Origin of the sequence: Phenylobacterium hankyongense, from assembly GCF_003254505.1 — a bacterium.
GTDB classification, from domain to species: Bacteria; Pseudomonadota; Alphaproteobacteria; order Caulobacterales; family Caulobacteraceae; genus Phenylobacterium; species Phenylobacterium hankyongense.
Genome location: NZ_QFYP01000001.1, coordinates 1,274,659 through 1,292,957 on the forward strand (window position 1 = coordinate 1,274,659; position 18,299 = coordinate 1,292,957).

At 70.5% G+C, this 18,299-nt stretch carries 18 protein-coding genes; 14 read left to right on the top strand and 4 right to left on the bottom strand.

Annotation, left to right across the window (positions count from 1 at the left end; genetic code table 11):
* Positions 1 to 303: 303 nt before the first annotated feature.
* The 5 genes from DJ021_RS06155 to dnaQ are packed head-to-tail and all read left to right on the top strand — an operon-like array spanning position 304 to position 4,015.
* The gene (locus DJ021_RS06155) at positions 304 to 1,158 is read left to right on the top strand and encodes a pyruvate, water dikinase regulatory protein (RefSeq protein ID WP_111456711.1); all 855 of its coding nucleotides are present in this window, start codon (positions 304 to 306) and stop codon (positions 1,156 to 1,158) included.
* Positions 1,155 to 1,751: a Maf family protein gene (locus DJ021_RS06160; RefSeq protein ID WP_111456712.1), complete on the top strand. Its 597-nt coding sequence runs from the start codon at positions 1,155 to 1,157 to the stop codon at positions 1,749 to 1,751. Before DJ021_RS06155 ends, DJ021_RS06160 begins: the two co-directional genes overlap by 4 nt.
* The gene (locus DJ021_RS06165) at positions 1,748 to 2,626 is read left to right on the top strand and encodes a shikimate dehydrogenase family protein (RefSeq protein ID WP_111456713.1); all 879 of its coding nucleotides are present in this window, start codon (positions 1,748 to 1,750) and stop codon (positions 2,624 to 2,626) included. The genes DJ021_RS06160 and DJ021_RS06165 overlap by 4 nt, the downstream gene beginning before the upstream one ends.
* Positions 2,623 to 3,270, top strand: a complete 648-nt coding sequence (gene coaE / locus DJ021_RS06170) for a dephospho-CoA kinase (protein WP_111456714.1) — start codon at positions 2,623 to 2,625, stop codon at positions 3,268 to 3,270. The genes DJ021_RS06165 and coaE overlap by 4 nt, the downstream gene beginning before the upstream one ends.
* A 31-nt stretch (positions 3,271 to 3,301) precedes the next feature.
* The gene (gene dnaQ / locus DJ021_RS06175; RefSeq protein ID WP_111456715.1) at positions 3,302 to 4,015 is read left to right on the top strand and encodes a DNA polymerase III subunit epsilon; all 714 of its coding nucleotides are present in this window, start codon (positions 3,302 to 3,304) and stop codon (positions 4,013 to 4,015) included.
* Between the two features lie 4 nt (positions 4,016 to 4,019).
* On the opposite strand, the gene DJ021_RS06180 is transcribed toward dnaQ, so the two are convergent.
* Complete coding sequence (locus tag DJ021_RS06180; RefSeq protein WP_111456716.1) at positions 4,020 to 4,820, bottom strand: SDR family NAD(P)-dependent oxidoreductase; 801 nt, start codon at positions 4,818 to 4,820, stop codon at positions 4,020 to 4,022.
* Between the two features lie 207 nt (positions 4,821 to 5,027).
* Between DJ021_RS06180 and DJ021_RS06185 the strand changes: the two genes are divergently transcribed.
* From DJ021_RS06185 to DJ021_RS06195, 3 genes are all read left to right on the top strand, one after another.
* Positions 5,028 to 6,947 (top strand): potassium transporter Kup, encoded by a 1,920-nt coding sequence (locus DJ021_RS06185; protein WP_111456717.1) that lies wholly within the window; start codon positions 5,028 to 5,030, stop codon positions 6,945 to 6,947.
* Between the two features lie 3 nt (positions 6,948 to 6,950).
* Positions 6,951 to 7,319 carry a hypothetical protein gene (locus DJ021_RS06190; protein WP_111456718.1) on the top strand — a complete coding sequence of 123 codons (369 nt, stop codon included), beginning with the start codon at positions 6,951 to 6,953 and terminating at the stop codon, positions 7,317 to 7,319.
* Positions 7,320 to 7,389: 70 nt separating this feature from the next.
* A complete protein-coding gene (locus tag DJ021_RS06195) occupies positions 7,390 to 8,622 on the top strand; it encodes an argininosuccinate synthase (RefSeq protein WP_111456719.1) in 1,233 nt (410 codons plus the stop codon).
* Here DJ021_RS06195 and DJ021_RS06200 read toward each other — a convergent pair.
* A complete protein-coding gene (locus DJ021_RS06200; protein ID WP_111456720.1) occupies positions 8,619 to 8,825 on the bottom strand; it encodes a KTSC domain-containing protein in 207 nt (68 codons plus the stop codon). The two genes, DJ021_RS06195 and DJ021_RS06200, sit on opposite strands and share 4 nt — an antisense overlap.
* A gap of 133 nt (positions 8,826 to 8,958) precedes the next feature.
* On the opposite strand from DJ021_RS06200, the gene DJ021_RS06205 reads away from it, so the two are divergent.
* Positions 8,959 to 9,363 carry an MAPEG family protein gene (locus DJ021_RS06205; RefSeq protein WP_111456721.1) on the top strand — a complete coding sequence of 135 codons (405 nt, stop codon included), beginning with the start codon at positions 8,959 to 8,961 and terminating at the stop codon, positions 9,361 to 9,363.
* Between the two features lie 185 nt (positions 9,364 to 9,548).
* Positions 9,549 to 10,139 carry a CC0125/CC1285 family lipoprotein gene (locus DJ021_RS06210; protein ID WP_111456722.1) on the top strand — a complete coding sequence of 197 codons (591 nt, stop codon included), beginning with the start codon at positions 9,549 to 9,551 and terminating at the stop codon, positions 10,137 to 10,139.
* Between the two features lie 66 nt (positions 10,140 to 10,205).
* Here the strand turns inward: DJ021_RS06210 and DJ021_RS06215 are convergent, their stop codons facing one another.
* Complete coding sequence (locus DJ021_RS06215) at positions 10,206 to 11,441, bottom strand: ATP-grasp domain-containing protein (protein WP_207801777.1); 1,236 nt, start codon at positions 11,439 to 11,441, stop codon at positions 10,206 to 10,208.
* Positions 11,438 to 12,880, bottom strand: a complete 1,443-nt coding sequence (locus tag DJ021_RS06220) for a pyridoxal phosphate-dependent decarboxylase family protein (RefSeq protein WP_207801778.1) — start codon at positions 12,878 to 12,880, stop codon at positions 11,438 to 11,440. The genes DJ021_RS06215 and DJ021_RS06220 overlap by 4 nt, the downstream gene beginning before the upstream one ends.
* A 239-nt stretch (positions 12,881 to 13,119) precedes the next feature.
* Between DJ021_RS06220 and DJ021_RS06225 the strand changes: the two genes are divergently transcribed.
* From DJ021_RS06225 to DJ021_RS06240, 4 genes are all read left to right on the top strand, one after another.
* Positions 13,120 to 13,344 (top strand): helix-turn-helix domain-containing protein, encoded by a 225-nt coding sequence (locus DJ021_RS06225; protein WP_111456724.1) that lies wholly within the window; start codon positions 13,120 to 13,122, stop codon positions 13,342 to 13,344.
* Positions 13,345 to 13,504: 160 nt separating this feature from the next.
* Positions 13,505 to 16,138 carry a TonB-dependent receptor gene (locus DJ021_RS06230; RefSeq protein ID WP_111456725.1) on the top strand — a complete coding sequence of 878 codons (2,634 nt, stop codon included), beginning with the start codon at positions 13,505 to 13,507 and terminating at the stop codon, positions 16,136 to 16,138.
* A gap of 46 nt (positions 16,139 to 16,184) precedes the next feature.
* Positions 16,185 to 17,189 carry a YncE family protein gene (locus DJ021_RS06235; protein ID WP_111456726.1) on the top strand — a complete coding sequence of 335 codons (1,005 nt, stop codon included), beginning with the start codon at positions 16,185 to 16,187 and terminating at the stop codon, positions 17,187 to 17,189.
* Between the two features lie 2 nt (positions 17,190 to 17,191).
* Positions 17,192 to 18,292 carry an alkaline phosphatase family protein gene (locus tag DJ021_RS06240; protein WP_111456727.1) on the top strand — a complete coding sequence of 367 codons (1,101 nt, stop codon included), beginning with the start codon at positions 17,192 to 17,194 and terminating at the stop codon, positions 18,290 to 18,292.
* The last annotated feature ends 7 nt before the right edge of the window (positions 18,293 to 18,299 follow it).

Genomic DNA, 18,299 nt, shown 5'->3' on the forward strand with positions numbered 1-18,299 from the left:
GGCCCCGTCCCGCCCCTGTGGATTGCGGGGACGGCCGCCAACCGCCTCAGGGGCTTAAGGTTTCATTAACTTCCTGGGGGACGGACCGGGTCCGGCCGGCGGCCATACCCGGCCTGTCGACATCCGGGCCGGTCAAAACCGGCCGCCGCGGCCGGCATGTATTAACGAGGCGTAAACGGCCCGATCCATACCGGGCGTCCACCGGGCGCCGGAGCGCGGCCGCAAACCGCGCCGTCTATCCCCACGCCCGCCGGGCTTGCTAAGAGGTGGTCCACAGAAATCATCCCCAGGTGTTTCGCGCCCGTGACCGCCACCGCCCCGCCCCGGCTCGCCACCTACTTCCATGTCCACCTGGTCTCGGACTCCACCGGCGAGACGCTGAACGCCATGGCCCGCGCCGTCTGCGCCCGTTTCGACAACGTCCTGCCGATCGAGCACATCTACGCCCTGGTCCGCTCGCAGCGGCAGCTCGACCGGGCGCTGGGCGACATCGAGGAAGCGCCGGGCGTCGTCATTCACACCATCGTCGACGACAAGCTGCGCCATGCGCTGGAGGAAGGCTGCCGCAAGCTCGACATGCCCTGCATCCCGGCGCTCGACCCGCTGGTCTCGGCCATGCAGCGCTACCTGGGGGCTTCGACCACCAGCCGGGTGGGCGCGCACCTGCGGCTCGACACCGACTACTTCAACCGCATGGACGCCCTGAACTACGCCATCGGCCACGACGACGGCCAGGGCGGCCAGGACCTCGACCAGGCCGACGTGGTGCTGGTCGGCGTCTCGCGGACCTCCAAGACCCCGACCTGCATCTACCTGGCGCACCGCGGGGTGCGCGCCGCCAACGTGCCGCTGGTGCCGGGCCGCACGCCGCCCGAGCGGCTGTTCCAGCTGAAGAACCGGCTGATCGTCGGCCTCAGCATCGCCCCGGACCGGCTGATCCAGATCCGCCGCAACCGGCTTTTGTCCCTGAAGGAGAACCGGGCGAGCACCTATATCGACACCGACGCGGTGCGCGACGAGATCGTCCAGGCGCGGCGTCTCTATGAACGCGAGGGCTGGCCGGTGATCGACGTGACGCGCCGCTCCGTCGAGGAGACCGCCGCGGCGGTGATGAACCTGCTGCACGGCGGCCACGGCCAGGTCGAGGTGCTGGGGTGAGCGCCGGCGTCGTCCTGGCGTCGAAGAGCGCCGCGCGTAGGGCGGTGCTGGCGGGCGCCGGCGTGCCGTTCGAGGTCGCCGTGGCCGGGGTCGACGAGGAGGCGGTGAAGGCCTCCCTGCTGGCCGACGGCGCGACCCCGCGGGAGATCGCCGACGCGCTGGCCGAGCTGAAGGCCATCCGGGTCTCGCGCTCGCGCGCCGACTTCGTCATCGGCGCGGACCAGACCCTGGAGCTCGACGGCCGGCTCTACGACAAGGCCGAGACCCTCGACGACGCCCGCGCGCGGCTGAAGCTGCTGCGCGGCAAGCCGCACAGGCTGCATTCCGCCGTGGTGGTGGCCAAGGAGGGCACGCCGATCTGGCGCGAGGTGGTCACCGCGACCCTGACCATGCGCGACTTCTCCGACGACTTCCTTGAGGACTACCTGGCGCGCGAGGGCGAGGCGGCCCTGGGCTCGGTCGGCTGCTACCGGCTGGAGGACCTCGGCGCGCAGCTGTTCTCGCGGATCGAAGGCGACTATTTCGCCATCCTCGGCCTGCCCCTGCTGGGCCTGCTCGAGCTGCTGCGCAATCACCAGGTGCTGACCAGATGACCCCCAAGCTCACCGGGAAGACCGCCGTCGCGGGCGTCGCGGGCCATCCGATCGCCCACTCGCTGAGCCCGCTGATCCATAACGCCTGGATCGCCGCAGCCGGGATCGATGCGGTCTACGTGCCGTTCTCGCCGCTGCCGGACGCCTTCCAGCGGTTCGCCGAGGGCCTGCGCGGCGGCTCGGTGCGCGGGCTCAACGTCACCCTGCCGTTCAAGGAGGCCGCGCTCGCCGTCGCCGAGGAGGTGAGCGAGCGCGCCGACCTGGCCGGGGCCGCGAACCTGCTGATCTTCAATGACGACGGCACCATCACCGCCGACAACGTCGACGGCCTGGGGCTGATGGCCGCCTTCGCGCAGCAGGCGCCGGGGTTTGATGCGGCCAGCGGGCCGGTGGTGGTGATCGGGGCCGGCGGCGCGGCGCGCGGCGCGGCGGCGGCCTTCGTGCAGGCCGGGTCGCCCGAGATCCGCATCGTCAACCGCACCCTGGCGCGGGCCGAGATGATCGCCGGCGCCCTGGGCAAGCCGGTGAGCGCCTACCCCCTCGACCAGGCCGCCGCGGCCTTCCACGGCGCGGTGGCGGTGGTCAACGCCACCTCCGCCGGCGTCGCCAGCGAGGACGCCCTCGACCTGCCGCTGGAGGCGACGCCGGAGCACGCGGTGCTGATGGACATGACCTACCGGCCGCTGGTCACCCCTTACCTGGCCCGCGGCCGCGGGCTCCGGCGGCGCACGGTGGACGGGCTGGCGATGCTGATCCTGCAGGCCGGGCCGTCGTTCGAGTCGTTCTTCGGCCGCACGCCGCCGCCGGAGGTGGACGTGCGCGCCATGTGCGAGCAGGTGCTGGCGCCGCCCGCGACCCCGGAGCCCGTCTGGTGATCGTCGTCGGCCTCACCGGCTCGATCGGCATGGGCAAGTCGACGACGGCGGCCATGTTCCGCGAGGCCGGCGTGCCGGTCTACGACGCCGACGCGGCGGTGCACGACCTCTACGCGAAGGGCGGCGCGGCGGTGGCGCCGGTGGGCGAAGCCTTTCCCGGCGTGGTCAGGGACGGCGCCGTCGACCGCGAGGCGCTGCGGCGGCAGGTGCTGGGCGATCCCGAGGCGCTGAAGCGGCTGAACGCCATCGTCCATCCCCTGGTCGGCCGCGACCGGGTCGGCTTCTTCGAGCGGGCGCAGGCGCAGGGCGCCGACCTGGTGGTGCTGGACATCCCCCTGCTGTTCGAGACCGGCGGCCACGCCAACATGGACGCCGTGGTGGTGGTGACCGCGCCGGCCGAGCTGCAGCGCGAGCGGGTGCTGGCGCGGCCGGGGATGACGCCGGCGCGGCTGGACGCCATCCTCGCCGAGCAGATGGCTGACGCCGAGAAACGCGCGCGCGCCCACTTCGTGGTCGACACCGGCCGCGGCCTGGAGGCCGCCCGCGAGCAGGTGGCCGAGATCGTCGCGGTGCTGCGCGATCCGGCCCGGACGCCGGTCTTGACGCCGGCCTCCACATCTGGCCGCGACCGCACGGCAGGTTGAAAGCCGGGCCCGAAACAGGCCAAGACAGGACATGGCCCGCGAGATCGTCCTCGACACTGAAACCACCGGCTTCGAACCCCACATGGGCCACCGCCTGGTGGAAATCGCCTGCCTGGAGATCGAGGACTTCGTGCCCACCGGGCGCAGCTTCCACACCTATGTGGACCCCTGCCGCGACATGCCGCCGGAAGCCGAGCGGGTGCACGGCCTGTCGGCCGCCTTCCTGAAGGGCAAGCCGCGCTTCGAGCACCCCGAGGTGGTGGACGCCTTCATCGACTTCGTCGGCGACGCGCCGATCGTCGCCCACAACGCCGGCTTCGACCGCGCCTTCGTCAACCACGAGCTGGGCGTCATCAACCGCGAGCCGCTGCACGAGCGCCGCTGGGTCGACACCCTGGCCTTGGCCAAGCACCGCTTCCCGGGGATGCACAACTCCCTCGACGCGCTCTGCAAGCGCTTCAAGATCTCGCTCTCCGAGCGCGACAAGCACGGCGCCCTGATCGACGCCAAGCTGCTGGCCGCCGTCTACCTGGAGCTGAAGGGCGGCCGCGAGCGGCGCCTGGAACTGACCTCGGCGGCGATGATCACCGCCGTCGCCGCGGCGGAGGCGGCCAGCCGCAACGCCTACGGGACCCGGCCGCGCCCGCTCGCGCCGCGCTCCACCGACGCCGAGCGCGAGATCCACGCCAGCTTCATCCGTGACGTCCTGAAGGCCGACGACCTCTGGAAGAAGCACGGGCTGTAACGCCCTACACCTTCCGGAAGCGCGGTCCCTGCGAGGCCATCAGGGCCAGGGCCCAGTCGTCGGGGATCAGCTTGGCGACGGCGGCGATCGCCTTGTTCGGCGCGCCCGGGACGCAGACCGTGCGATTGGCCTCCACCGCCTCGTAGCCCGCCGCGGCCACCTCGTCGGCGCCCAGCCACAGCCAGGGCGGGGTGGCGGCGCTGATCTGCGCCCGCGTGGCGTTGACGTCGTGGAATTCCGAATAGGTGAAGCCGGGGCACAGCGCGGTGACGTGGACGCCGTGCGCCTCGGCCTCCAGGTGCAGGCTCTGGGAGAACTTCACCAGGAAGCTCTTGGTCGCGCCGTAGAGGGTATGGCCGGCCGAGCCGGGCACCAGGCCGGCCAGCGAGGCGACGTTGACGATGCGGCCGAACCTGCGCTCGACCATCCCGGGCAGCAGCTTGTGGGCCAGCTCGCAGGGCGCGTGCAGCATCACCTGCAAAAACGCCTGCTGGTCCTCCCAGCGGGTGTCGGCGTAGGCGCCGGGCAGGCCGTAGCCGGCGTTGTTGACCAGGGCGTCGACCGTGCGGCCGTGGGCGGCCAGGTGCTCGAGGAGCTGGTCGGTGGCGTCGGGATCGGCGAGGTCGGCGGCGATCGTCAGGGTCTCGACCCCGGACCGCAGCCGGATCTCCTCGGCCAGGGCCTCCAGCCGGTCGCCGCGGCGGGCGGTGAGCGCCAGGTCGTAGCCGTGCCGCGCCAGGATGCGCGCGAAGGCCGCGCCGATACCGGCCGAGGCGCCGGTGACCAGCGCCAGTCTGCGATCCATGTGGCAAGCCCTCAACTCTCGGCCGCAGGATCGGCGGGCCCGCGCCGGTATTCAAGCACCGTGTTTGGGCCGATGTCCGGAGCCCTGGCCGGAACCCACCGCCCAGCGCCGCCATTGTACCGTCCCTGGATTGGGTGTATCGCGCCGGCCGCGTGACGGCATCGGGCCGCCCAAGGGAACTGTCGGTCTCGTTCCCGGAGATATTGGATGGCTGATCCGGCCGGCGGCGCCTCTGAGGCCGCGGAGGAGTCGCATCACTCCCCGCATTCGGAGAGCCTCTGGGCGCTGGCCTTGGGCTCCGTCGGGGTGGTGTTCGGCGACATCGGCACCAGCCCGCTCTACGCCATGCGCGAAGCGCTGCACCACACCCGCGCGACCGTGTCGCCGGAGCTGGCGGTGCTGGGCGTGGTCTCGCTGATCACCTGGGCGCTGATCCTCATCGTCACCGTCAAGTACGTCGTCTTCCTGATGCGGGCGGACAACAAGGGCGAAGGCGGCACCCTGGCGCTGATGGCGCTGGCGCAGCGGGTCGTGCCGCGCCGCTCGGGCTGGATCTTCCTCCTGGGCATGGTCGGCGCGGCGCTGTTCTACGGCGACGGCATCATCACCCCGGCGGTGTCGGTGCTGGCGGCGGTGGAAGGGGTGCGCGACGCGCCGGGCGCGCCGCACGAGGTGGCGAAGCTGGTGCTGCCGATCTCGGCCGGCATCCTCATCGCCCTGTTCATGGTCCAGGCCCGCGGCACCGCCAACGTGGCGAAGTTCTTCGGCCCGATCACCGCCGTCTGGTTCTTCGTGCTGGCCGGGCTGGGGATCCTCCACATCTCCGAGGACCCGACGATCTTCCGGGCGCTGTCGCCGCACTACGGGATCATCTTCCTGCTCGACAACGGCTTCCTGGGCTTCATCATCCTGGGCAGTGTGTTCCTGGCGGTCACCGGCGCCGAGGCGCTCTACGCCGACATGGGCCACTTCGGGAAGGCGCCGATCCGCGCGGCCTGGCTGGTGCTGGTGCTGCCGTCCCTGCTGCTCAACTACCTGGGCCAGGGCGCCATGGTCATCCACCACCCGGCGACGCGGGCCAATCCGTTCTTCGACATGATTCCGGAGATCGTCTACTGGCCGGTGCTGCTGCTGGCCACCGCCGCGGCGATCATCGCCAGCCAGGCGGTGATCACCGGCGCCTTCTCGATGACCCAGCAGGCGGTGCAGCTGGGACTGTTCCCGCGCATCGACATCCGCCGCACCTCCGAGACCCAGGCCGGGCAGATCTTCGTGCCGCAGGTGAACACCATCCTGATGATCGGCGTGCTGGTGCTGCTGGTGATGTTCCGCACCTCCTCGAACCTGGCCGCCGCCTACGGCATCGCGGTGACCGGGGCGATGTTCGTCGACACCCTGCTGTTCTTCGTCATCGTCCGGTTCATGTGGAAGCGGCCGCTGTGGGTGGCGCTGGCCGCCTCCTCCGGGTTCGGGATCCTCGACGTGGTGTTCATCTCCTCGAACCTCCTGAAGATCCCGCAGGGCGCCTGGCTGCCGCTGGTGCTGGGCGCGGCCCTGGTGATCGTCATGTGGACCTGGACCCGCGGCGCGCAGATCCTCACCGACAAGACCCGGCGCGACAGCGTGCCGCTGATCGAGCTGTCCGAGATCCTCAAGGCCCGCGCCCCCTACCGGGCCCCCGGCACCGCCATCTTCCTGACCTCCGACCCGTCGATGGCCCCGGTCGCGCTGATGCACAACCTCAAGCACAACAAGGTCTTGCACGAGAAGAACATCATCCTGACCTTGCAGACCACCGAGACCCCGCGGGTGAAGGACGACGACCGCATCCGCATCGAGCCGGTCAACGAGGACTTCAAGAAGGTGATCATCTCCTACGGCTTCATGGAGAGCCCGAACGTGCCCAAGGCGCTCGGCCTGTGCCGCAAGCAGGGGCTGAAGTTCGACATCATGGCCACCAGCTTCTTCCTCGGGCGGCGCTCGGTGGTCCCCTCCGCCCAGTCGGGCATGCCTCTGTGGCAGGACAAGGTGTTCATCTTCCTGATGAAAAATGCGGCGAACCCGACCGATTTCTACAAGATTCCGCCGGGCCGGGTTGTGGAGCTCGGCACCCAGGTGACGGTCTGAGTCATGGAAGCCCTGCGCCTGATCGGCGACGCCCTTTGGATCATCGCCCTGTCCGTCATGGCCGGCGCCTCGCGCGAGGCCGGCAAGCGGATGGAGCCCGACACCCGGATGCCCATGCAGTTCGGCCGCGACGGCGCGCCGACCGTGCGGGCCAAGCGCAACCTGGCGCTGGCCTTCAACCCGGTGCTGGCGCTGATGGTCGGCATCGCGCTGCTGGCGTTCAACCGCAAGGCCGCCGCCAGCGGCCCCGACGCGCCGCTGATCCTGTTCGGCGTGCGGGCCACCGCCGCGGCGCTGTTCGCGCTCGCCCACCTGCGCTGGCTGAAGGCCTCGATGGCGGTGCTGGAGCGCGAAGGCGCGCTTAAGCCTTGAACCCGCGGCGCGTTCGCCCTTAAAGGCGCGCGACCCTTCGTACTTCCCCACCCGCAGGACGCCCCGCCCCATGGCCGACAAGCCCGTCAAGAAGGTCGTGCTCGCCTATTCCGGCGGCCTCGACACCTCGATCATCCTGAAGTGGCTGGAGACCGAGTACGGCGCGGAGGTGGTGACCTTCACCGCCGACCTCGGCCAGGGCGAGGAGCTGGGCCCGGCGCGCGACAAGGCGCTGCTGCTGGGCGTGAAGCCGGAGAACATCTTCATCGAGGACCTGCGCGAGGAGTTCGTCCGCGACTACGTCTTCCCGATGTTCCGGGCCAACACCGTCTACGAGGGCCAGTACCTGCTGGGCACCTCGATCGCCCGGCCGCTGATCGCCAAGAAGCAGATCGAGATCGCCCGTGCGGTCGGCGCCGACGCGGTCTGCCACGGGGCGACCGGCAAGGGGAACGACCAGGTCCGCTTCGAGCTCGGCTACTACGCCCTGGAGCCCGACATCCGGGTGATCGCGCCGTGGCGCGAGTGGAACTTCAAGAGCCGCGAGGCGCTGCTCGACTTCGCCGAGAAGCACCAGATCCCGATCTCCAAGGACAAGCGCGGCGAGGCGCCGTTCAGCGTCGACGCCAACCTGCTGCACTCCTCCTCCGAGGGTAAGGTGCTGGAGGACCCGGCCGTCGAGGCGCCGGAGTTCGTCCACATGCGCACCATCGCCCCGGAAGACGCGCCAGACACCCCCACCGTCTTCACCCTCGACTTCGAGCGCGGCGACCCGGTCGCCATCGACGGCCAGACGCTGTCGCCGGCCGCCCTGCTGGCGCGGCTGAACGAGCTCGGCCATGACAACGGCGTCGGCCGCCTGGACCTGGTGGAGAACCGCTTCGTCGGCATGAAGTCGCGCGGCGTCTACGAGACGCCCGGCGGCACGATCCTGCTGGCGGCCCACCGGGGCATGGAGTCCATCACCCTCGACCGCGGGTCCATGCACCTGAAGGACGAGCTGATGCCGAAGTACGCCTCCCTGGTCTACAACGGCTTCTGGTTCGCGCCGGAGCGGGAGATGCTGCAGGCGGCGATCGACCACTCGCAGGCGATGGTGAGCGGCCAGGTGCGGGTGAAGCTCTACAAGGGCAACGTCAGCATCATCGGCCGCACCAGCCCCTATTCGCTCTACGACCAGGAGCTGGTCACCTTCGAAGAGGGCGCGGTGGCCTACGACCACCGCGACGCGGCGGGCTTCATCAAGCTCAACGCGCTGCGCCTGCGGGTGAAGGCCAACCGCGACAAGCGGCTCGCCGGCTAGCTGTCGAGCCTGTTGAACGGGTAGCGGTCGCGGATCTCCGCCTGGAAGAAGCGGCCCTTGGAGTCCGCCTCCAGGAACGAGCGGTGCACCTCGCCCGGCACCCCCACGTAGACGTACTGCTCGCCGCTGACGAACCGCACCCGCAGCTTTGCGCGCTCGGCGTCGTAGTCGATCGCCTGGATCGCCGTTGACTCCACGTCCATCAGCCCATTCTCCGAACGGCCCCAGCGCAAGCTAGAACGCGCGGCCGGGCGCGGGCGGTTCCCCTGCGGCCCGTTCACGTGCACTCTCCGGCCAAAGGCGAAGCTTGTTCGCCAAGATTTCGGGGGAAACACCATGCAACCGCACATTCCGGTGGCGATCGTCACCTTGCTCGCGCTGATGCTCTATCTGTGGATGGGCATCCAGGTCGGTCGCGCGCGGTCCAGATGCGGGATCTCGGCGCCGACGATGACCGGCGACCCGATCCTCGAGCGGACCATCCGGGTCCACTACAACACGCTGGAATGGCTGCCGATCTTCCTCGTGCCGCTGTGGCTGTTCGCCCTCTACTGGAACGACCTGGCGGCGGCGGGCCTCGGCCTGGTCTGGATCGTCGGACGGTTCCTCTACGCCCGCGGCTATGTGGCCGATCCGTCCAAGCGCGAGCTGGGCTTCCTGATCCAGGCCCTGGCCTGCGGCGTGCTGCTGTTCGGCGTGCTCGGCCGGATGGCCTACATGCTGGTGGTGGCCGTCGCCTGAGCGCCACCGCCGCGGCCGGAGTTTGCGGCGGGAGGGCGCCGTTTTCCCCGGGACGCCGGCCGCGTCGAGGGCGCATAATGGTAACGCTTCGTGTCGAGCAGACATTTAGCAACCACAATGACGGCCAAGTGTTCTGCGCTTAGATGTAGAAATCGAGGGACGTCTTCGGAGTTTCGAGACCGACAATGTCAAAGAGATCAGCCGCTTTCGCCGCCGTCCTAGCCTTGGCCGCCGGCTTGGCGGCCTGCGCCACGCCCACGCCGTACCAGCCGAAGGTTCCCGGCCAGGCGAGTTCCGGCGGGTACTCGGAGACGCGGATCGAGGCGAACCGCTGGCGCGTCAGCTTCTCCGGCAACAGCCTGACCTCGCGGGAGACCGTCGAGGGCTACCTGCTCTACCGGGCCGCCGAGCTGACGCTGCAGCAGGGCGCCGACTGGTTCATGATCGTCGACCGCAACACCGCGCGCGACGCCCGCACCTATGTCGAACCCGACCCGCTGTACCGACCCTGGTATGGCCCCGGCTATTCCTACTGGCGGCCGTCCTGGCGCTACATGGGCGGCGGCTTCGGCTGGCGGTCCTGGGATCCGTTCTGGGGCGACCCGTTCTGGGCCGACCGGATGGACGTGCGCACCGTCGAGCGGTTCGAGGCCAGCGCCGAGGTGGTCATGTACCACGGCGCCAAGCCGGCCAGCGATCCACGGGCTTTCGACGCCCACGCGGTGCTCGACAACCTCGGCCCGCGGATCCAGCGCCCGCCGCCGCCGAAGGGCTAGCGACACAGCGCCGACGACCCTGAGACCCCCGGCGGCCACGTCGCCGGGGAGTCCAGGCTGGCCGGCTCAGGCCGCCCGGCGCACCGCGTCGGCGGCGCCTTGCAGCGCCGCGACGAAGGCCGTGAACAGCTTGGCCATGGCCGGCGGCTTGTAGGGATAGAGCTCCGGCGAATCCATGGCGTGGACGATCATCGCCACGTCGGCCTCGAACACCAGCAGGCGGCCGTCGGCGCTCTCGGCGCAGTCGATGCCGAAGTAGTCGAGCCGGAAACCCTCGGTGAGCGCCTTGAACGCCGCCCGGTGGCGAAGCGCGAAGCCCTCGTCGAAGGTGGCCATCATCTGCGCCTCCTCGTCCCGCTTGGCGGCGCTCTGGTCCATGTCGGCGTTGAGGTAGTGGACCATCCAGCGCTCGGAGACCGCCATGTGGCTGATGAACGGCTGGCCCATCACGAAGACGATCCGCAGCTTGCGGAACAGGCCGTCGGGCCCGGCGTAGTCGACGAAGGCGGCGACGTAGAACTCCGATTGCGGATGGATCGCCAGGTAGGCGGCGAGCGCCGCGGCGTCGTCGAGCTTCTCCAGGCCGCTGCCGGCGTGCGAGCCGATCGGCCGGGCGATGATCGGGAACGCCAGCCCCTCGAAGAAGGCGTCCAGCGCCTGGCCGGCGGCCACCGCCTCCAGCGCCACGCGCGCGGCGCGGCCGGTGGGCGGGCAGAACACCAGCGGATGATCGGCGAAGCGGTCGGCCACCCCGTCGCGGGTCAGGGCGGCGATGAGCTCGGCGCGGCTGTTCACCACCGGCCGGGGCCAGGCCTGGAAGGCGCCCTCGAGGCCGGCCAGCAGGGGCGTGCTGTCCTCGGACTGGCCGATGGCCAGGAAGGCGACGTCGTGCTCGGGCAGGTCGGCGGGCGCCGGCGGCTCGCCGTCCAGGTAGCAGAGGGTCAGCTCGGCGTCGGAGCCTTCCAGCAGGAAGTCGAGCGGCGTGTTGGCCATGAAGTCGCCGGCGATCATGAAGGCCAGGATGCGCAGGCCGCCGCCGGCTCCATGGGTGCGGCGGTAGCATCGCTGCAGCTCGAGCGCGGTGGCCTGCAGCTCCAGGCCCTTGTCGCGATTGCCGGTGAGCTGCAGCAGGGTGGACAGGTCCAGCAGGGCCCCGGCGTCGCCCGGATCGGCGGTGATCCGCTCGATCAGCCCGTCCCAGACCGCGGTCAGCTGCTGGCCTTCAGTGACCAGCCGCGCCAGCCAGGCCAGGCCGAGCGTGGCGGCCGGGGCGGTAAGCGGCGCAAGGGCCTCGTCGTTCATGCCGCGCGTCTCCGGGTGCATTGGCGTCCTGCGGAAAGGGTGGACGCGACGAGGGCCTCGATATCGCGGCGGTCGGTCCGGTGGTTGACGATGGCGGCGCGGATGACGGTCCGGCCGTCGATGCGGGTCAGCGAGGGCGCGACGTCGCCGCCCGCTTGCAGCTCGGCGACGATCTCGGCGTTCAGCGCGTCGGCGTCGGCGGCGGGGGCGTCGGGCCCGCGGTAGCGGAAGCAGACGATGTTGAGCTGGACCGGCGCGGCGAGCTCGAGCTCCGGCTCGGCGGCGATCCGGTCGGCGAGCTCCCGGGCCAGGGCGCAGGTGTGTTCGATCACCGCTCCCAGGGCCGCCGTCCCGTAGGTCTTCAGCGTGAACCAGGTCTTCAGCGCCCGGAAGCTGCGCGACAGGTCCGGCCCGTAGTCGCAGGGCCACCAGTCGCCGCCGGCTAGGCCGCGGGCGGCGCGTTGCAGGTAGGCGGCGTCGGAGGCGAACGTCCGCCGGTGCAGCTCGCCGTCGCGCACCAGCAGGAAACCGGCGTCGTAGGGCGTCTGGCCCCACTTGTGCCAGTCGAAGGCGATGGAGTCGGCGCGCTCGATCCCGGCCAGCCGCGGGGCCAGCGACGGGGCGAGGACGCCGAGCGCGGCCAGCGCCCCGTCGACATGGAAATGCACGTCCTCGTCGGCGGCGATGTCGGCCAGGCCGGCGAGGTCGTCGATGCCGCCGATGTCGACGGTGCCGGCGGTGCCGACGATCAGGAACGGCGTGCAGCCCGCCTGCCGGTCGGCGGCGATGGCGGCGCGCAGGGTCGCCAGGTCGATGCGGTGGTGGTCGTCGACCGGCACGGCGCGCAGCTGCAGGCTGCCGATTCCGCTCATGTCCAAGGCGCGGCCGACGCAGCCGTGCACCGCGCGCGAGGCGTAGGCGGTCAGCCGGGCCTCGCCCAGCCCCGCCGTGCGGCCACCGCCGCCCAGCACTCGCATGCGGGCCACCAGGGTCGCCAGGAAGTTCGCTTGCGAGGCGCCGGTCAGGAACAGGCCGCTGGCGGTGTCGGGGAAGCCGAACATCTGCCGGGTCCAGGCCAGCACCTGCTGCTCGACCTCCAGGGGCATGTGATCGCGGCCGCCGAGGTTGGAATTCATGCCGCCGGCCAGCATCTCGGCCAGCATGCCGACGACCGTGCCGCCGCCCTGCACCCAGCCCATGAAGCCGGGGTGGGCGTTGCCGCTCGAATAGGGGAGCACGTTTTCGAGGAAGGTCTCGTGGACCTGTTCGAGGGCGCTGGGGGCCAGCGGCAGCGCCTCGCGGAACCCCTGCCGGGCCGCGGCCGGCGGCTCGCGCCACACCGGCTGGGCGCGCAGGCCCTGCAGGTGGTCGAACAGGTCGTCGAGCATGCGGTGGCCCTGGCCGCGCACCGCCGACCAGTCCGCCGGATCGAGACTCACGTTGGAACTCATGGTGCGGCGACTCGCGCAGCGTCCGATGACGCCGCCCCCAGATGGACCGCCTAGGATTGTGGTTTGGTTAACGGAAACCCCCGGTGGGTTAACCATGACGCGGCTAACCGTTGTCGCCGCCAACGATGCCGGAAGGGGTCGCCCACGCAGTAGGCGTCGCCGAAAGAACCGCCCGCGATCCGGACCGCGGACTTGACTCCGCGCGCCCGGCGTCTCCATCCATCCGCATGATCAAAACCGGCCCCCACCTGAAACAGGCCCGCGAAGCCCTCGGCTGGTCGCCGGCCGAACTGGCGCGGGCGCTGCGGCTCGCCGGCGGCGACGACCAGGGCGAGAAGCGCGTGCTGGAGATGGAATCCGGCCGCCGGCCGATCTCCGGCCCGGTGACGGTGGCGGTGGAGGCCCTGCTGCACGGCTTCCTGCCTGACGGCTTCATCCGCCCCGACCTGTAGGCGACCCCCTTTCCGGAGCGTCGTCAATTCTTGCGCGTACTGTCACGCAGCCTTTACGTAGCGTCACCACAAGCCCCCTCGTGAACTGACCGACGGCCCTGTCGCCGCGTCGCGTTCGAGTTGCTCGTCCAGGCGGACGGGCCAGGGAGGCCGTTTCATCATGCAAGGTCGTTTTCGCGCTGCCCTGATGGGCTCGGGCGCGCTGTTCTTCGCGGCTGGGGCTCAGGCCCAGCCCCTTCTCGCCGACGCTACGGCCGCCGCGGCCAACGAGGTCAGCACCGTGGTGGTGACCGCGCCTCGCGAAGAGGCGGTGGCGCGCAACCGCCAGTTCGAGGCGCCAAATCTGGTCAGCGTCCAGGCCGCAGAGACCATCCTCAAATATCCCGACTTCAACGCCGCAGAAGCGCTCGGCCGCATGCCGGGCGTGTCGATCTCGACCGACACCGGCGAGGGCCGCTTCGTCAACATCCGCGGCATCGACGGCAACCTGACCGGCGCGACGTTCGGCGGCGTGCCGATGCTGAACACCAATCCCGGCGGCACCTACTTCGGCGGCGGCGGCCGGGCGGTGGAGTACGACACCATCCCCACTGGGGCCATCGACGGCCTGGTCGTCTACAAGACCACCCTGCCCGACCACGAGGCGGAAGGCCTCGGCGGCTCCGTCGACCTGACGCCGCGGACCGCCGCCAACGTGACCCGCCCGTTCGTCGAGGGCACGCTCGGCTGGGGCTACGAGCCGATGCACGACCACACCGGACCGCTGAACGCGGAAGGCGCCGTGGGCGCCCGCTTCGGCTTCGACGGTTCGCACCTGATCGTCGAAGGCCAGGGCGAGCCCGCGGCCGACCGCGCCGGCTGGATGTCCAACCCGACCCCCTTCTCGTTCGTGCTGACGGGCTCGCGGCGCGACGATCGCCGCGGCTTCGACGACATGGAGGAGGACTTCAACGACCCGACCGTGGACCGGTCGCTCGCCGACATCCAGATGCGCCGCTACGACTACCACCGTCGGCGGTTCGGCTTTGGCGGGGAGTTCGACTTCAAGCCGAACGACGACCACAACTGGTACGTGCGGGCCAACGTCACGGGCTACAAGGAGGCGGTTCAGAAGAACCGCCTGACCTACGCCGGCCTCGGCGACACCGTCGATCCGGCCAATCCGAGCGGCTTCGCCACCACCACCAACGTCTCGCTGGCGAGCACGGACGAGGCGGAGACCCACCGCAACGAGGTGTTCGTGGTGGGCGGCCAGGACCGGTTCGGCGAAACCGTGCTCGACTACCGCGCCTCCTACAGCCGCGCCACCTACGTCATGGGCCAGAACTACGGCGCCAAGTTCAACGGCCCGACCGGGCTGGCCTTCGCCTACGACAACTCCGCCAACAACGGCGACAAGCCGGCGATCAATGTGAACACCGCGCTGGTCAACGATCCGGCGCAGTATTCGCGGATCACCAAGATCACCAACAGCACCGCCAACGACGTCGACCAGGAATACGCCTACGCCGCGAACCTGCTGTTCCCGGCGCACCTGGTGAACGACAGCGACCGGGTCAAGGTCGGGGCCGAGGTGCGGCTGCGCGACAAGAGCGCGACGTCGTCGGCCTTCAGCTACGCCATCTCGCCGCTCAGCCTGGTCAACGCCTCTTCCCCGGCGGTGACCGACTTCTACGGCCGGTACACCAACGGCCCGGGCATCAACACGATCGCCCTGCGCGCCGCGGCGGCGGCGGGCGTGATGACCGGCGGCGTCGACCTGGGCAGCGTCTTCACCGCCAAGGAAGACATCTACGCCGCCTACGGCCAGTACCAGACCACGATCGGCAAATGGGGCGTGCTGGCCGGCGTCCGCGTCGAGCAGACCGACGCCCGGTACGGCGCCTACAGCGACGACAACCCGACCCAGACCCTGGCCTTCACCACCCGCTCGGAGAGCTACACCAACGCCTTCCCGACGCTGCAGATCCGCTATGAGGCGGCCCCGAACTTCCTGGTCCGGGCGACCTATTCCACCGGCATCGGCCGGCCGGGCTTCCTGCAGAACTCCGCGACCACCTCGTCGAACCACGACGTCACGGACCCGCAGATCAGCCAGGGCAATCCGAACCTGAAGCCGACCACCGGCAACAACTTCGACCTGTCGCTCGAGTACTACATGAGCGGCGGCGGCGTCGTGCAGGTCGGCGTGTTCGACAAGGAGTTCGACAACTACATCGTCAGGCAGTTCCAGCGGCGCCTGTACGACGGGACCGATCCGACCTTCGCCGGCATGCTCGTCGGCTACAGCACCTACGCCAACCGCTCGGGCGCCTACGCCCGCGGCGTGGAAGCCGCCTACCACCAGCAGTTCTCGTGGCTGCCCGGGCTGTGGAACGGCCTGGGGCTCGACGCCAACGTCACCCTCGTGGACTCCCACATCCAGGAGTACGACGCAGCCACCTCGTCCAGCGGCCGGGCGGAATCCGGCCTGCTGCCGGGCACCTCGCGGGTCACCGCCAACCTCGCCGGCTTCTACGAGGCGCACGGGCTGGAGCTGCGCCTGGCGAGCGAATACGTCAGCAAGGAGCTGTTCTCGCTGGGCGGTTCGAAGGCCACCGACACCATCCAGGACAACCGCGTGACGCTGGACTTCACCTCCAGCTACCGCCTGACCCCGGCCTGGACGGTCTACTTCAACGCCAAGAACCTGACCAACGCGCCGCTGCGGTTCTACATCGGCAGCGCGAGCTACCCGATCCAGCGGGAATACTACGACCAGACCTTCGAGGCCGGCGTCCGCGCCCGCTTCTGATCGACGCCCGCCCCTTCCCCGTCCCCAGCCTCAGGAGCGCCCGACCTTGCGCCTTCGCCTGTCCCTCGCCCTTACCGCCGCCGTCATGGCCGCCACCGCCGGCCACGCCGCCGCCCAGCCCCCGGCCTATCACCTGGTCGACAAGATCGCGCTGCCGGACGGCGGCTGGGACCTGGCGACCTTCGATCCGGTCCTGCGCCGGCTGTACCTGGCCCGCAATGAGGCGGTGACGGCGGTCGACGTGGACACCGGCCGGGTGACGGGGGCGCTCGCGGCGATCAAGCACGGCCACACCGTCGTCCCGCTGAAGGGCGGCGCCGAGATCATGGTGACCGACAGCGGGCCGAACACCGCGGAGTTCTTCGACGCCCGGACCGGCGCCGCGCTGGCCTCCGTCCCCGCCGGCCTGAAGCCCGACGCCGCGGCGTTCGACGCGGCCAGCGGCCTGGCGGTGGCGATGAACGGCAAGAGCGGCGACCTGACGCTGATCGACCCGAACACCCGCAAGGCGGTCGGCAAGATCGACATCGGCGGGGCGCTGGAGCTCGGCGCCGGCGACGGTCAGGGCCGGCTGTTCGTCAACGTCGAGGACCTCAACCAGGTGGCGGTGGTCGACCTGAAGGCCCGCAAGGTGGTCGCCCGCATCCCGCTGACCGGCTGCGAGGGCCCCACCGGCATCGCCTACCTGCCGGTGTCGCGCCGGGTGGTCTCCTCCTGCGTCAACGGCGTGGCGACGGTCGCCAATCCCGCCACCGGCAAGGTCGAGCGCACCCTGCCCATCGGCCCGCGCCCCGACTCGGTGCTGTACGACGCCAAGCGGAAGGTCGCCTTCATCCCCACCGGCGAGGAACTCGACCTGTTCGCCGATGACGCCGCGGGCGTGCGCCCGCTCGGCAAGGTCGCGACCCAGGCCGGCGCCCGCACCGGCGCGCTCGACGAGAAGACCGGCCGGGTCTACCTGCCCGCCGCCGAATACACCCCGGCCTCGACGCCCAACGGCAAGCCGCAGGTGAAGCCGGGCAGCGTCGTCCTTCTGGTTCTGGAGCCCTGAGCATGACCCGGCATCGCCTCGCCTGCGCCCTCACCGCCGCCGCCGCCGTGCTGGCCGGGGGCCTCGGCTCCACGGCCGCCGCGGCCGACTTCGAGGGCGTTCCCCGCTACGACCACGTCTTCGTCATCGTCGAGGAGAACAAGGACTACAGCCAGATCCTCGACCCGGCCGTCGCGCCCAACATCGCCGCCCTCGCCGCCCGCTATGGCAACGCCACCCAGTTCTTCGGCGAGGTCCATCCCAGCGAGGCCAACTATGTGGCCCTGCTCGGCGGCGACACCTTCGGCATCCACGACGACGACGCCTACTACTGCAGCGCCGGCTCCACCCGGCCGTCCTGCGGCGGGGCCGCGGCGCCCGGCTATGCGGACCACACGGTCCGCTCGCCGCACCTGGGTGACCAGCTGCTGGCCGCCGGCCTGAGCTGGAAGGGCTATTACGAGAGCCTGCCCGAGCCCGGCTCGCTGGCAGTGATCGCCGGCGATCCCAGCTACGACGACGGCGACCGCCCGGCCGCCCTCTACGCCTCCAAGCACTCCGGCTTCATGAACTTCGCCAGCGTGCAGAACGATCCGCGCCGCGCCGAGCGGATCCTCGGCTTCGACGCCTTCGAGCGCGACCTGGCGACGGGCGCCCTGCCCAACTTCGCGCTGATCGTGCCCAACCAGTGCAACGAGATGCACGGCCTGCACGGGCCGCACATTCCGGCCGACTGCGAGAGCGCCAACAAGACCGGGCTGATCGGCCGGGGCGACAAGGTGGTCGGCGACCTGGTGCGCCGCATCCAGGCGAGCCCGCTGTGGGCGGCCAAGGGCAACGTCGCCATCATCGTCACCTTCGACGAGGGCGCCGGCAAGACCCGCGAGGGCTGCTGCGCGGTGACGCCGGACGCGCCGTCCAACTTCGGCGGCGGCCACATCCCGACCCTGGTGATCACCAACCACGGCGCGCGCGGGCTGAGCGACGACACGGCCTACAACCACTACTCGCTGCTGCGCACGCTGGAGGACGCCTTCCGGCTGCCCAAGCACCTCGGCCACGCCGCGGACACCGACAAGGGCGTGCGGCCGATGACCCGGCTGTTCGCGACCGCCGCGCACTGACCAAGAC

Excerpts from the sequence above, each read along its gene's own strand:
- DJ021_RS06165 (WP_111456713.1), top strand. The coding sequence starts at position 1,748 with ATGACCCCCAAGCTCACCGGGAAGACCGCCGTCGCGGGCGTCGCGGGC.
- dnaQ (WP_111456715.1), top strand. The coding sequence starts at position 3,302 with ATGGCCCGCGAGATCGTCCTCGACACTGAAACCACCGGCTTCGAACCC.
- DJ021_RS06180 (WP_111456716.1), bottom strand. The coding sequence starts at position 4,820 with ATGGATCGCAGACTGGCGCTGGTCACCGGCGCCTCGGCCGGTATCGGC.
- DJ021_RS06185 (WP_111456717.1), top strand. The coding sequence starts at position 5,028 with ATGGCTGATCCGGCCGGCGGCGCCTCTGAGGCCGCGGAGGAGTCGCAT.
- DJ021_RS06190 (WP_111456718.1), top strand. The coding sequence starts at position 6,951 with ATGGAAGCCCTGCGCCTGATCGGCGACGCCCTTTGGATCATCGCCCTG.
- DJ021_RS06195 (WP_111456719.1), top strand. The coding sequence starts at position 7,390 with ATGGCCGACAAGCCCGTCAAGAAGGTCGTGCTCGCCTATTCCGGCGGC.
- DJ021_RS06200 (WP_111456720.1), bottom strand. The coding sequence starts at position 8,825 with ATGGACGTGGAGTCAACGGCGATCCAGGCGATCGACTACGACGCCGAG.
- DJ021_RS06205 (WP_111456721.1), top strand. The coding sequence starts at position 8,959 with ATGCAACCGCACATTCCGGTGGCGATCGTCACCTTGCTCGCGCTGATG.
- DJ021_RS06210 (WP_111456722.1), top strand. The coding sequence starts at position 9,549 with ATGTCAAAGAGATCAGCCGCTTTCGCCGCCGTCCTAGCCTTGGCCGCC.
- DJ021_RS06215 (WP_207801777.1), bottom strand. The coding sequence starts at position 11,441 with ATGAACGACGAGGCCCTTGCGCCGCTTACCGCCCCGGCCGCCACGCTC.
- DJ021_RS06225 (WP_111456724.1), top strand. The coding sequence starts at position 13,120 with ATGATCAAAACCGGCCCCCACCTGAAACAGGCCCGCGAAGCCCTCGGC.
- DJ021_RS06230 (WP_111456725.1), top strand. The coding sequence starts at position 13,505 with ATGCAAGGTCGTTTTCGCGCTGCCCTGATGGGCTCGGGCGCGCTGTTC.
- DJ021_RS06240 (WP_111456727.1), top strand. The coding sequence starts at position 17,192 with ATGACCCGGCATCGCCTCGCCTGCGCCCTCACCGCCGCCGCCGCCGTG.